Source organism: Variovorax multivorans (assembly GCF_051216835.1).
Classification (GTDB): Bacteria; Pseudomonadota; Gammaproteobacteria; order Burkholderiales; family Burkholderiaceae_C; genus Variovorax.
This window is the reverse complement of sequence record NZ_JBPJZL010000009.1, coordinates 122,940-135,700: the sequence shown is the minus strand read 5'-3', so window position 1 is coordinate 135,700 and position 12,761 is coordinate 122,940. Positions and strand designations below refer to the sequence as shown.

Annotated in this window: 12 protein-coding genes and 1 pseudogene; 8 read left to right on the top strand and 5 right to left on the bottom strand. The window is 63.8% G+C overall.

What is annotated here, in order from left to right; translation table 11 throughout:
• Nucleotides 1-70 precede the first annotated feature (70 nt).
• Nucleotides 71-388, top strand: coding sequence for a DUF2917 domain-containing protein (locus tag ACSFCA_RS23830; RefSeq protein ID WP_093056107.1), 318 nt, complete (start codon nucleotides 71-73; stop codon nucleotides 386-388).
• Nucleotides 389-443: 55 nt separating this feature from the next.
• On the opposite strand, the gene ACSFCA_RS23825 is transcribed toward ACSFCA_RS23830, so the two are convergent.
• Complete coding sequence (locus ACSFCA_RS23825; RefSeq protein ID WP_258351162.1) at nucleotides 444-854, bottom strand: BLUF domain-containing protein; 411 nt, start codon at nucleotides 852-854, stop codon at nucleotides 444-446.
• Nucleotides 855-945: 91 nt separating this feature from the next.
• Here ACSFCA_RS23825 and ACSFCA_RS23820 point away from each other — a divergent pair, with 91 nt between their 5' ends.
• Nucleotides 946-1,716, top strand: coding sequence for a Crp/Fnr family transcriptional regulator (locus tag ACSFCA_RS23820; RefSeq protein WP_435461006.1), 771 nt, complete (start codon nucleotides 946-948; stop codon nucleotides 1,714-1,716).
• Nucleotides 1,717-1,731: 15 nt separating this feature from the next.
• Here the strand turns inward: ACSFCA_RS23820 and ACSFCA_RS23815 are convergent, their stop codons facing one another.
• Entirely contained in the window at nucleotides 1,732-2,619 is an 888-nt protein-coding gene (locus tag ACSFCA_RS23815; protein ID WP_435461005.1) for a DUF6279 family lipoprotein, read from the bottom strand.
• Between ACSFCA_RS23815 and glmU the strand changes: the two genes are divergently transcribed.
• Complete coding sequence (gene glmU / locus ACSFCA_RS23810; protein WP_435461004.1) at nucleotides 2,618-4,045, top strand: bifunctional UDP-N-acetylglucosamine diphosphorylase/glucosamine-1-phosphate N-acetyltransferase GlmU; 1,428 nt, start codon at nucleotides 2,618-2,620, stop codon at nucleotides 4,043-4,045. The two genes, ACSFCA_RS23815 and glmU, sit on opposite strands and share 2 nt — an antisense overlap.
• 6 nt (nucleotides 4,046-4,051) lie before the next feature.
• Here glmU and ACSFCA_RS23805 read toward each other — a convergent pair whose 3' ends face one another.
• The gene (locus ACSFCA_RS23805; protein WP_258351158.1) at nucleotides 4,052-4,543 is read right to left on the bottom strand and encodes an Lrp/AsnC family transcriptional regulator; all 492 of its coding nucleotides are present in this window, start codon (nucleotides 4,541-4,543) and stop codon (nucleotides 4,052-4,054) included.
• A 138-nt stretch (nucleotides 4,544-4,681) separates the two neighbouring features.
• On the opposite strand from ACSFCA_RS23805, the gene glmS reads away from it, so the two are divergent.
• Both glmS and ACSFCA_RS23795 read left to right on the top strand, forming a co-directional pair.
• Nucleotides 4,682-6,562 (top strand): glutamine--fructose-6-phosphate transaminase (isomerizing), encoded by a 1,881-nt coding sequence (gene glmS, locus ACSFCA_RS23800; protein WP_435461003.1) that lies wholly within the window; start codon nucleotides 4,682-4,684, stop codon nucleotides 6,560-6,562.
• A gap of 232 nt (nucleotides 6,563-6,794) precedes the next feature.
• A pseudogene (locus ACSFCA_RS23795) lies at nucleotides 6,795-7,052 on the top strand (helix-turn-helix domain-containing protein); the annotation flags it as partial.
• Nucleotides 7,053-7,163: 111 nt separating this feature from the next.
• Here ACSFCA_RS23795 and ACSFCA_RS23790 read toward each other — a convergent pair.
• Complete coding sequence (locus tag ACSFCA_RS23790) at nucleotides 7,164-7,382, bottom strand: hypothetical protein (protein ID WP_435461002.1); 219 nt, start codon at nucleotides 7,380-7,382, stop codon at nucleotides 7,164-7,166.
• Nucleotides 7,383-7,751: 369 nt separating this feature from the next.
• Here ACSFCA_RS23790 and ACSFCA_RS23785 point away from each other — a divergent pair, with 369 nt between their 5' ends.
• The gene (locus ACSFCA_RS23785) at nucleotides 7,752-9,524 is read left to right on the top strand and encodes a hypothetical protein (protein ID WP_435461001.1); all 1,773 of its coding nucleotides are present in this window, start codon (nucleotides 7,752-7,754) and stop codon (nucleotides 9,522-9,524) included.
• Nucleotides 9,525-9,558: 34 nt separating this feature from the next.
• Here ACSFCA_RS23785 and ACSFCA_RS23780 read toward each other — a convergent pair whose 3' ends face one another.
• Complete coding sequence (locus tag ACSFCA_RS23780; RefSeq protein WP_435461000.1) at nucleotides 9,559-10,389, bottom strand: hypothetical protein; 831 nt, start codon at nucleotides 10,387-10,389, stop codon at nucleotides 9,559-9,561.
• A 389-nt stretch (nucleotides 10,390-10,778) separates the two neighbouring features.
• Between ACSFCA_RS23780 and ACSFCA_RS23775 the strand changes: the two genes are divergently transcribed.
• Nucleotides 10,779-11,636, top strand: a complete 858-nt coding sequence (locus ACSFCA_RS23775; protein ID WP_435460999.1) for an AraC family transcriptional regulator — start codon at nucleotides 10,779-10,781, stop codon at nucleotides 11,634-11,636.
• Between the two features lie 40 nt (nucleotides 11,637-11,676).
• Nucleotides 11,677-12,726: a threonine aldolase family protein gene (locus ACSFCA_RS23770; RefSeq protein ID WP_435460998.1), complete on the top strand. Its 1,050-nt coding sequence runs from the start codon at nucleotides 11,677-11,679 to the stop codon at nucleotides 12,724-12,726.
• Nucleotides 12,727-12,761 lie beyond the last annotated feature (35 nt).

Here is a 12,761-nt window from a genome sequence, read left to right as displayed (position 1 = left end):
ATCATTCATTCCCGAACTGCGCTATTGCCACTTTCTGACAAGCGCTTCGGCAAAGCCAAGGAGTTACATCATGTCCACCGCCGTCTGCACCACCGAATCGCTCTCGTCCCTGTCCGTTCCCGCCCGCACCGCCGCCGTTCCGCCGGCCGTTCGTCGTGGCGCCTGGCAGATCGCGCCCGGCGAGGCGATGAGCCTGAAGGCGCGGGCGGCCAGCATCCTGCGGGTCAAGCAGGGCCGGGTGTGGATCACACCCGATGCCACGCTCAAGAACCCCAGCGAAGACCTGGTGCTCGCACCCGGCGAATCGCTGACGGTGGCCGCGGGCCAGCGCATCGTCATGGAGGCGTGGGACGGCTACGGCGCGACCTACAGCTGGGACAACGCCTGATCGGCCGTCTATCCTCCATGTGCTCAAAGGGCGGCTCCGGCCGCCTTTTTCTTTTTCAGCCGTTGATGTCGAAGCTGGGCACCAGGGCCAGAAAGTGCCGCAGCGCCGCCTCGCCAATCAGCACATGCACGCCGGCCATCAGGTCGGGGCCTTCGCATTCGGCCAGCCCCATGCCGAAACCGCTGTAGCGCCGGGCCGCCAGCGGGGCTTCGTAGACCACCCTGACATCGACATGGCGCGGGTCTTCCTCGATCTGCTGCATCAGCGCGTTGATGGCTTCGGGCGGGCCTTCCAGGTGCTGGCAGAAACGCTGCCCGTCGAACACCAGCAGGCCGGTGATGTCGCGCTCCGCGTTGCGCATGCGCGCCCGGGAGGTGATCGAGCCCACGGTGCCCGGGGGCAGGTCCTGGGCGAGCGTGCTGCAATAGAGCACTTCGTAGAGCGGGAGCCTTGGTTCTTCTGTCATGCGTATTGGGGAGGAAAGCGGTGCGAAGTGTAGGCAGCCCCGGGACGCCGCGAAATGTCAAAAGACACAGGCGAAGCGCCTATAGTGAAGCGTGAAATTCGAGGACTACCCCGCTGCTGCAGCGCCTCCCCAGGGCGTGAACTCGTGCGACCAGTGCGCATTGCGACGGCTCGATGCCTTCCTGCCGCCTTCCGGCGAAGAGTTGCAGGCCATCCAGTCCTTCCGCGTCGGCACCCGGCGCGTGGAGGCGGGCAGTTCGATCATCGACGAGCACCGGCCGAGCCCGCAGCTCTTCACCCTCTATTCAGGCTGGGCCTTTCGCTACAAGACGCTGAGCGACGGCCGGCGGCAGATACTGAGCTTTTTGCTGCCCGGCGATTTCCTCGGCCTGCAGGATGAGTTCGCCGAGGGCCAGACGCACGGCGTCGAGGCGGTGACCGACGTCACGCTGTGCGCCTTCTCGCGCGACCGGCTGTGGGACCTGTTCCATGCCCAGCCCAAGCTGGGCTACGACATCACCTGGCTTGCCGCGCGCGAGGAAAAGATGGTCGATGACAACCTCGTCACCACCGGCCGGCGCAATGCCGGCGAGCGCGTGGCCATGCTGCTGATGCACCTGTATCGCCGCGCACAGGGCGTGGGCATGGTGCGCGACGGCTGGGTCGAGTTTCCGTTCAACCAGCAGCACATCGCCGACGCGCTGGGGCTGTCGCTGGTGCACACCAACAAGACGCTGCGGCGGCTGCAACGGCTGGGGCTCTACAAGATCGACGCCGGCTGGCTGCGCATCATGGAGCCGCACGCGCTGGAAACGCTGGGCGACTACTTCGAGCGCCCGATGCGGCCGACGCCAATGATCTGATCCGCCACAAGGCCTTCAGCGCGTGGCCACCAGCTGGCGCAGGTCGTTTTCGTAGGCCTGCAGCCGGCGCACCGCCTGCGCGCGCTGGCTGGCAGTGGTGTCGTTGTGCAGCGCCGCCGTGTTGCGGCAGCCCTCCTGCAGCAGGGCCTGCTGCTGGTCGCGCCAGGGTCCGGGCGGCGGTTCGGCGATGCGCTGGATGTAGCCATGCAGCGCGGCGCGCGCTTCGGCCGGCGACGGCTTGCTGGCCACGAAGCCGCGCAGCAGCACCAGCGCCTCCTGTTGGCGCTTGCGGCGCTCGGCGTCCGCCAGCCGTGGGTCGAACACCGACTGCGCGACCTGCTGCCTCAGCAGATCGCGCTGCTCCGTGCTGAGCCGGCCATAGAAGTCTTCGGTGCGGTCGAGGAACTGGTCGTAGCGCTTTTCCTGCACCTGCGCCGGGGTGCGGTCGAGCCAGTCCTTGCGGTACTCGGCGTTGTTCTTCGCATATTTGCGCTCCAGCTGTTGCAGCTGCGCGTCGGTCAGGCTCAGCGCCAGCTCGGTGCCGGCGGGCTCGGCGCGTTCGGTAACCGCCAGCAGGCGCTCGCGGACGCGGTCGGCCATGGCGCAGACCTGCGCCGGCGTCACCTCGCCCGGCGCCAGCGCCTGCGCTTCCTGCAGCAGCGAGGCGATGCGCGGCAGCTCGTTCTGGCGGTGCCAGGCCAGTAGCTGGTCGAGCTCGTCGCGCACCTTCGGGGTCTGCGCGCCGTCGAAGTCCAGGTAGCCGTCGAGCCACCAATAGCTCACTGTGGGCAGGTTGTTGTAGGCCAGCTTGATTGCGCTGCAGGCGCCCAGGGCGGCGGCGATGAGCAGCACGCCGATAATTCGCGCCACTGCAGCGCAACGAAATCGGGAAGAAAAACGCATGAATCAGACTCCGCAACAAGACAGCCGGGGGCCGGTCGACGTCGTCATCATGGCGGCCGGCAAGGGCACGCGCATGAAAAGCAGACTGCCCAAAGTGTTGCATCGATTGGGCGGCCGCGCACTGCTGGCCCACGTGGCAGGCACCGCCGCACGCATTGGCGCGCGCGACGTGGTGGTCATCACTGGCCACGGCGCGGCCGAAGTCGAGGCCTCGCTGAACAGCGGCATCGAGGGCGCCACCCTGCGCTTTGCGCGCCAGGAGCCGCAACTCGGCACCGGCCACGCGGTGCAGCAAGCCGCGCCACTGCTGCCGGACGACGGCACGGTGGTCGTGCTGTCGGGCGACGTGCCGCTGATCGGCGAAGACACGCTGCGCGCGCTCATCGCGGCCAGCGCGGGCAGCAAGCTGGCGCTGCTGACCATCGAATTCGACGACCCGAGCGGCTACGGCCGCGTCATCCGCGCGGCGGGTCAGGGCGAGGTCACAGCAATCGTCGAGCACAAGGACGCTACCGAAGCGCAGCGCGCCGTGCGCGAGATCTACAGCGGCGTGATGGCCGTGCCCGCGCGCCTGCTCAAGGGCTGGCTTGCGCGGCTGGACAACAAGAACGCCCAGGGCGAGTACTACCTGACCGACGTGGTGAAGTTCGCCGCCGCCGACGGCGTGCCCGTGGTTGCACACATCACCACTGATGCGCTGCAGGTGGCCGGCATCAACAGCCCGGCCCAGCTCGCGGCGCTCGAGCGCGCTTGGCAACTGCGGCAGGCGAATGCGCTGATGGAGCAGGGCGTGCGCCTGGCCGACCCGGCGCGCTTCGACCTGCGCGGCACGCTCGAATGCGCGGCCGACGTGGAGATCGACGTCAACTGCGTGTTCGAAGGCGCGGTGTCGCTGGGCGAGGGCGTGCGCATCGGCGCGAACTGCGTCATTGCCAATGCGCGCATCGAGGCGGGCGCGGTGATCCACCCGTTCACGCACATCGAAGGCGAGAAGGCCGGCGTGACGGTGGGTGCGGGCTCGCTCATCGGCCCGTTTGCGCGGCTCCGGCCCGGCGCACAGCTGGGCGCAGAGGTGCACATCGGCAATTTCGTCGAGGTCAAGAACTCGACGCTGGCGGCCGGCGCCAAGGCCAACCACCTTGCCTACCTCGGCGATGCCACCGTGGGCGAGCGCGTGAACTACGGCGCGGGCAGCATCACCGCCAACTACGACGGCGCCAACAAGCACCGCACCGTGATCGGCGACGACGTGCATGTGGGCAGCAACTGCGTGCTGGTGGCGCCCATCACCATCGGTGCGGGCGGCACCATCGGCGGCGGCTCGACCATCAACAAGTCGACCGAGCCGGGCGCACTGACCGTGGCGCGAGGCAAGCAGGTGAGCTTTTCGAACTGGAAGCGCCCGCAAAAGAAGCCGAAGGCCTGACGGTTCTCAGGCAGGGGGTGCCAGCGGCACCCTGGGCTCGAACTTTGCGCGCTTCAGGCTGAAGAAGGCCTTGACGTTGCGCACGTTCGCGTCGGCCGTGAACAGGCGCTGCGTGAGCGCGCCGTAGTCGGGCATGTCGCGTGCGGCCACGATCAGCACGAAGTCCGGGCCGGGCGACACGCGCCAGCATTGCTGCACTGCGTCGTCGGCGATGACGCGGGCCTCGAAGGCGTCGAGCGAGGCGGCGTCCTGCCGGTCGAGCGAGATTTCGATCACCGCCTGCAGGCCGTGGCCCAACGCTGCGGCGAGCCGGTCGGGCGACAGCAGTGCGACCTGGCGTTCGATCAGGCCTTCTTCTCGCAGCCGTTGCACGCGGCGCAGGCAGGTGGGCGGAGAAATGCCGACGTCGGCGGCTAGGCGCTGATTGGTCTGCGAGGCGTCGCGCTGGAGGGCGTCGAGCAGGCGCAGGTCGATTGAATCCAGGGAGATTGATTCCATATTAAGTGAAATTATGGAATAAAAGTCCAAACGCAAGAAGTGGGGAAATAAAAGTCCGAAATATATGAAATTTCGAATGCATATTTCTTTCGCGCCTTCCTACCATCGAGGCTCTTCTTCATTCAAAGGCAGCTCACCATGTGCGGCATCGTCGGGGCAGCGTCCCATCGCAACATCGTTCCGGTCCTGGTCCAGGGCCTTCAGCGGCTCGAATACCGCGGCTATGACTCGTGCGGCGTGGCGGTGCATGCCGGCGGCCTGACGCGGGCGCGCACCACTTCGCGCGTGGCCGACCTCGTGGCGCAGGTGCGCGACGACAAGGTCGAGGGCCTCACCGGCATCGCCCACACGCGCTGGGCCACGCACGGCGCACCGGCCGTGCACAACGCGCACCCGCATTTCAGCCACGGCCCCGGCGCCGATGCGCAGACCGCGCGGCCGGGTCGCATCGCGCTCGTGCACAACGGCATCATCGAAAACCACGAAACGCTGCGCGCCGCGCTCGAAGCCAAGGGCTATGCCTTCGAAAGCCAGACCGACACCGAAGTCATCGCCCACCTCGTCGACAGCCTCTACGACGGCGACCTGTTCGAAGCCGTGAAAGCTGCCGTGCTGCAGCTGCACGGCGCCTACGCCATCGCCGTGATCTGCCGCGACGAGCCGCAGCGCGTGGTCGGTGCGCGTGCGGGCTCGCCGCTGATCCTCGGCGCGGGCAAGGACGGCGCAGAGAACTTCCTCGCCAGCGACGCGATGGCCCTGGCCGGCGTGACCGACCAGATCATCTATCTGGAAGAAGGCGACGTGGTCGACGTGCAGCCGGGCAAGTACTGGATCGTCGACAAGAACCACAAGCCGGTCACGCGCCAGGTGCGCACCGTGCTCGCCCACAGCGGCGCGGCCGAGCTCGGCCCGTACCGCCACTACATGCAGAAGGAAATCTTCGAGCAGCCGCGCGCCATCGGCGACACGCTCGAAGGCGTGGCAGGCATCGTGCCCGAGCTGTTCGACGGCATCGGGCAGGACGGTGCGACCGGCGCCAGTGCCTACCGCGTGTTCCAGGACATCGACAAGATCCTCATCCTCGCCTGCGGCACCAGCTACTACAGCGGCTGCACCGCCAAGTACTGGCTCGAAGGCATCGCGAAGATTTCCACGCAGGTCGAGATCGCCAGCGAATACCGCTACCGCGACTCCGTGCCCGACCCGAAGACGCTGGTCGTCACTATCAGCCAGTCGGGCGAAACCGCCGACACGCTGGCCGCGCTGAAGCATGCGCGCTCGCTCGGCATGGAGCAGACGCTGACCATCTGCAACGTCGCCACCAGCGCGATGGTGCGCGAGTGCAAGCTGGCGTACATCACGCGCGCAGGCGTCGAAATCGGCGTCGCTTCGACCAAGGCCTTCACCACGCAGCTCGCGGGCCTCTTCCTGCTCACGCTCGCCATCGCGCAGGCCAAGGGCCGGCTGAGCGACGCCGACGAGGCGCGCTACCTGAAGGAAATGCGCCACCTGCCCGTCGCGCTGCAGTCGGTGCTGGCGCTGGAGCCGCAGATCATCGGCTGGGCCGAAGACTTCGCGCGCAAGGACAACGCGCTGTTCCTCGGCCGCGGGCTGCACTACCCGATTGCGCTCGAAGGCGCGCTCAAGCTCAAGGAAGTGACCTACATCCACGCCGAGGCCTACGCCGCCGGCGAACTCAAGCACGGCCCGCTCGCGCTGGTGACGAGCGAGATGCCCGTGGTGGCGGTGGCGCCGAACGACGCGCTGCTCGAAAAGCTCAAGAGCAACCTGCAGGAAGTGCGCGCGCGCGGCGGCGTGCTCTACGTGCTGGCCGACGGCGACACGAAGATCAAGAGCAGCGACGGGCTGCACGTGATCCGCATGCCGGAGCACTACGGCGCGTTGTCGCCGATCCTGCATGTGGTGCCGCTGCAGCTGCTGGCGTATCACACGGCATGCGCGCGGGGGACCGATGTCGACAAGCCGCGCAACTTGGCGAAGAGCGTGACTGTGGAGTGATCCGGAGACAGCGCATCGACTGATGTTCTTTGCCATTAATGTCTGAGACAGCGCATTAAAGTCCGAGACAGCGCATTAATGATTGAGACGTGGCCGCCGGTAAGCAACGCCAAGCAGTCAACTCTGTGTTGTTTACCGTCGAAAATTGACCCAGCTAGCGCAGTAATTTCCGTCTAAGACTGACCCACGTAAAACCCTACCCTGCTGTTTTTTAAAGCAGGGGATCCTAGGAGTGATAGACGTGGCGACATTGAGTGTCATCAGACGTTGGGCCCTGCGCGAGCAGATGTCCATCCGCGAGATAGCCAGGCGTACAGGCCTGTCTCGCAACACCGTAAAGAAGTACCTGCGAGGCGGCGAAGAAATGCCGCGCTACGCCAAGCGGACGGGCTCGAGCAAGCTCGATCCCTATGCCGAGAAGCTCGCGACCTGGCTCGCGATCGAGGCCACCAAATCGCGGAAACAGCGGCGCAATCTGCGGCAGATCCACACAGCTTCAGGTTCAAAAACAGTTCTGCAAAGCCTCAACCTAAAAAGGAGAACACCAAGCACTTATCCACACCGTGAAGCCTTCAAGCTCACAAAGCGGGTGGGTCAGTATTCAATGGAAATCTAGGGTCAGAGATCGGCGGAATTCAACAGGCGGATCGTTCGCTTTTTCGCGCCCGAGCTGCACGCGGCTGTAGGTCAGGCTGAGTTCTCGCAGGACGTTGTTCTCGGTGCCGGTGCGATACCCCATCGCCTTGATCAAGGGTGCGATCACTTCCTCGCGAACGTCAGCTTCGTTCATCGCGTCGAAAACAGGTGCTCCAAGTTCCATCGCTAGTCCCTCCAGTTCGCAGCGTAGCGCAACGCCACCCTAGTGGGGATGTGGTGCCGGACTTCAGATGGATCGACCAGCTGTCATGGGTTAGAACCTACCGCGGTCAGACAAATCTGCTACTACTACGATGAGCCTCTCGGAAGCGCATGCCGAACTTGGTGTCTCTGCCGATGACCGGCGCACCGCCATGCACCTGCTTGCGCGTCGGAGGATTCATTGTTCGCCCTTAGATCAGCGTCGCGTAGGTCGTCGCGTCAAGCGTGTGCCATAGTCTGCCTAGTTCCCTTCAGACGCAATGGGTTTTACTTGAACGCAAGAGAAGAGATCAGTCGAGGGTGGGCGCGCTGGACAGCCCGCACTTTCAGGATGCGCTATCCGCAATACGAGACTCGGCTGTACGAGGATTCGACAGGCTTTGTGCTGCACAGCAACATCCCGAACGAAGACCTAGTTGCGGTCCAGGCTGTTGTTGACCACGAGATCCGACCTGTCACCTGCCGCCTGCGACTCGTCAACGCGATTCACGCCGGTGCCACGCCCATCGACGTCACGCAGGACTATGAAAAGGAGCTATGGCTTCATGATTCGCCCTTGTCTGTACCTGCTTTGAACCAGCTTCTTGGTCTTGCTGATCCGGACGTACCAATGGGAGGGCTTGACGCTACTCCCGACGGTGGGTGGCTTTTCAAGAGCTTCGAGGCCTTGGACGAAGTCCAGCGCAACCAATTGCGCTCAGCCATGAAGACGCTGGGGTTCACTGCAGATGTGCAGTTCGAAACGGTGCCCCGGCCCGACCAGAATCCGCCACGACCCTCAGGAGGCGTGGCGGATTTCGATCTTTCACTGGTGTCATCCCGATCCGAACGCCTGGGCCCTGGGGTAAGGCTGCTGCTCGCACAGGATGAGGACGAGTGGCGGGTGTTTCTCAAGCAGCGGGGCATGCGGGAGCCGATGCAGCCAACCATCGACGAGAGCGGAGATTGCCTCTTCGATGCGGCAGACAAAAGTGATGTGCGCCTTTCTGAGTTGCTGACACTGTACGAGCGCGTAAACCTCATTCCGGACCACAGCGATCCCAGTTGGATGCAACGCCACGGCATCGGCATAGTGGACTTGCAGGAACTGATAGGGCTCGGGCGCTGCAAGATCATCCTGCCGTTTTCGGCGGCGCGATATGCGCCTGCGTTGCTTGAGGCGGTCGCCGAGGTCGACCGGGAGGCGCTTGTGTTGTCGCGCTCACTTGCTAGGCGGACGATCATTGCCGGGCAGGCCAAAGATCCGTTGCTCTACGGACCTTTCACCGCATCCCAGAGAGCCGGAATGCTCTCGTTGCTTCACCTCACCACAAGTGGCGCCGCGGGTGCTGAGGGCGTCTTGAGCCAAAGCTACGCGTCGATCCTGCGGGATCAGCACTATGCCTTCATGATGAATGGCGCGACCGCCTGTTTGGGCGGCGGGATCGGCGCCTATCTAGGCGAGTTGATCTTCCGATTGAAAGGTAAGGATGCGCGGCTGGAACTTAGTACCGCGGGCGCGGCGGTGGAGTGGGCACTGGGACTTGGTGCGGCGCTCATCCCCCGCAGTTTTTCGGGGGGCTATGACGAAACCGGCAATTGCCACACAGTGGCTAGCTTCATAAGCCGCTCGCAAGGGAAGCCCGTCGATCCGGTCGCACCGCGTATGCACACGCTTGTCGATGGCCTGTTGGCGCTCGCCGACGTGCCCGCCATGGAGGTCGCGCGCAACTTCAAGGGGGCTCCAGCCCATCGGTTCCGAACTCTCGCCGCACGCCTTATGCGCCAGGCTCCGTCCCTGGAGTCCATGGAAGAGGTGGTCCAACAGATCAACGCCGAGACACAGAAATTTGAGCGCCGCCGAGACCGGCTGAAAAAATGGCAACTCGACACAGTCGCCGTGGGAGTGCTGGCAAAGCCAGTGGCAGATGCTTTCGATGCCCGTTTCGGCTACTACGCTTCGGTGGGCGCATCTGTTCTCTACAACCTCCTTTCTGCGCGGGCTCCTGAGCGGGTAAAGGAGGAGGTAGGCACGGTCACGGCGGTCATGCAAGGACTGATGCTAGGTGCCAGCCTGGATGCAGTAATCGTCAGCCGTTCTCGCGCACGACTTCCGAACGGCTGACTCGGTCAAGCGGATTTCAAAAACAGCTGAATCCTCACGACTCGATGTCCGCCTCGAGGACGCAAGGAGTTCCGTCGGGCAGATGGATGACCAGGCGCCCTCGATGGCCCAGCTTCTTGGCTGCCGTATTAACCGCGATCACCAGATGGCGCATGGTGCTGGAGCCGGTATCGGCCTGGAATTGTGGAATCACGTAGTGAGCGACGAAATCGATGATCTGACCGAAAGCCTGGTGATCGCCATCGGCCGCCGCCACGCTCACGCGGATGGCCAGTGCGTCCAACAGATTGTCTGTAACGTTTGCATGTTTGAAATTTAGAGCCGCTGTCCTCCCGACCGGCATCGCGTTGATCTGGTAGCTCTCGGGGAATTCGAAGGACACCATGCCCCGTACCCGCTTGTCGATGTTGGCCTGGTCAAGTTCGATCCAGAAGCGCAGGATCTGACGCGCGTGGGTGCGCCACCCATCGTCACCAATGTTTGCGACACTGAACGCGAGGATCGGTGGCCCTAATGTCAGCACGACCTCCTCCTCGCTGCCGTGTCGCGCGGAAAACGAAGGGGCGGGACCGCCCGGTTGCAGGGTGACGCGCAGTGCATTGAGATGGGTGATTTGGACCAACTCAGCCGTCTGATAGATCGCAATGTCGCCCGTGCGCTTTTTGACGTGGACGAAGATTAATGGGTAGCGATGCGCGCATAGCCACTTCACGGAGTCTTGGCCTTCGTAGGAGCCAAAGTCATCGGTGCTTTTGACCTGCGCAAGGTAGTAGTTACGAATGGACAAGCGCTGGCCGATACGCTCACCAAGGGCGCACTGCAGATCGATTCCCACATCTTCCTGTCGCGGCAGAAGTGCTGCCATGCCGAGTGCGGAAAGCGCATACTGAGCTATGTACTCAGAGCGGGATCCTTCGTGGAGATTGGCGGCGAGTGAGCCAGTTTGAGGCATGGCAGTTGATCCAAGGTGACGAGTTCGGCGGGTCTCTAGATGGGCGCGCTCGGGTCTTCCGGACACTCCTCTCGGAGGGCTAAGAGTCTTGTCTAGCGGCCCCTAGGCCGATCAGGCCGAGCGATCTAGGCATTGGCGGCTGCACATGTCTCAGACATTTGTGGACGGGTTCGAGACAAAATTCCCGTGTCGCGGACCTCGTCTCGGACTTTAAACTCAGATCGTAGGGTTCGAGATGTGCACTCTCATACACATGTGTGTCTCAGACTTCAACGGCGACGAACAACTGACTGGAGCCGTTCATGCGTGAAGAAGTCCAATACGACCGCGCTGCCGACATCCCCGGCCTCGTCCTGAGCACGGCCCGGTTTGCCGAGTTCCGGTTCGAGCCTCACTACCACCTCGACTGCCACATAGCGCTCGTCACCGATGGCGTGCAGCGCCAGACTTATCAGGGCGAGTCGCTGCTGCTTTCACGCGGTGCAATCCAGCTGATGCCCGCGGGTGAGGTTCATGACGGAACGGCGGGCGCAGATGAGTCGTACACGCTGCATACCTTCCGCATCTCGCCTGCATTGCTGGCGGGCCTGGGTGAAGAAGTTACCGGCAGTCACTACCTTCCCCCACAGCCTGCGATGGTGCTGAGGGACGCTCACCTTGCAAGCGAGCTGCTGAGGGCGCACGCGAGCCTTCGGCACGCACCGGCCGATCCGCTGCTGAACGAAGCCCGAGTGATGGACTTGTTCGAGTCCATCTTTTCCCGCCTGCTGCGCCCCGCGCCCCAGATCGTCGCCGGGACATTGTCGCCGCAGCAGTTCGGACTTGCCCGGGACTTCATGGAGGCGAACATTGCCGACAAGATCGTCCTGGAGGACCTGGCCGTCCTGCTCGGCCTGGAGCGTTTTCGATTCCTGAAGCTCTTCAAGCGCACAGTCGGCATGACACCCCACGCCTGGTTGCTGCGATTGCGGCTCGAGCGCGCAGTGGAACTGATCCGGGTGAACCGCGACATGGCAATCACCGATGTTGCGCACGCCGTCGGGTTCTTCGATCAGAGCCATTTCACCCGCGCGTTCAGTCGGGCTTACGGCGTGACCCCGGCGCGCTTTCAGCGGCCCGGCGTCAATTTTTTACAAGGCGACTTCGTCATCGGTCAGTAGTCTTCCGTGTCTTGGCGTCCATCCAACTGCACGGCACCGAATGACCACCTTCAGTTTTCTCGACGACTACAGCGAGGGCGCGCATCCCGACATCCTGCGCGCGCTCACCGACTCCAACCTGGTGCAGCAGGCGCCCTACGGAGACGACGCCTACTCAGCAAAGGCCAAGGCGCAAATCAGGTCGCGCCTGGGCGAGGGCTTCGATGGCGCGATCCACTTCGTCGCCAGCGGGACCATGGCAAACATCGTCTCGATATCGAGCTGCCTTCGCCCCCATGAAGCCGTGATTGCCGTGGGCTCCGGCCACATCGTCGTGCGCGAGGCCGGTGCCATCGAGGCGACCGGGCACAAGCTCATCGTGGTTCCGGCGGTCGATGGAAAGATCACCCCGCAGGCGATCGAGGAGGCGCTTGCCTCCAACGCGCACTTTCCGCACATGGCCAAGCCGCGGCTCATCTACCTTTCCAACGCGACGGAAACGGGCACCATCTACACGCTCGCGGAGCTGCAGAAAATCTCGGCCCTTGCCAGGCAGCGGGGCCTTCTACTTTTTCTCGACGGTGCGCGCCTTGGTGCCGCACTGGCTTCGCACAAGAACGACGCGAGCCTGGCCGACATTGCCGCGCTGGCCGACATTTTCTGGATTGGCGGGACCAAGGTCGGTGCGCTGCTGGGAGAGGCCATCGTGGTCTGCAACCCTGCGCTGAAGGAAGACTTCGCAATTCATCTCAAGCAGCGCGGCGGCATGCTGGCGAAGGGGCGGTTGCTGGGCATCCAGTTCCAGGAGCTGTTCGGCGCCGCCAATCTGTTCACGTCGATGGCGCGGCACGCCAATGCAATGGCGGCGAAGCTTGCATCCGGCATCACCTTGGCGGGCCACGCACTGGCCGCGGATACCGAGACCAATCAGGTGTTTCCCATCCTGCCGGACCCGGTGATCGCTGCGTTGCAGAAAGACTTCGCGTTCTATGTGTGGGGAAGGGCGAACGACGGCCACTCCGTGATCCGCCTGGTCACCTCATGGGCAACGGACGAAAGCCAGGTCGACTTGTTCCTGTCTCGTCTCGCCATTGCCGGTAGCGGTGCGTGAGCCGCCGCGTTCTTGCAAGCATCAAGATCGTGCTG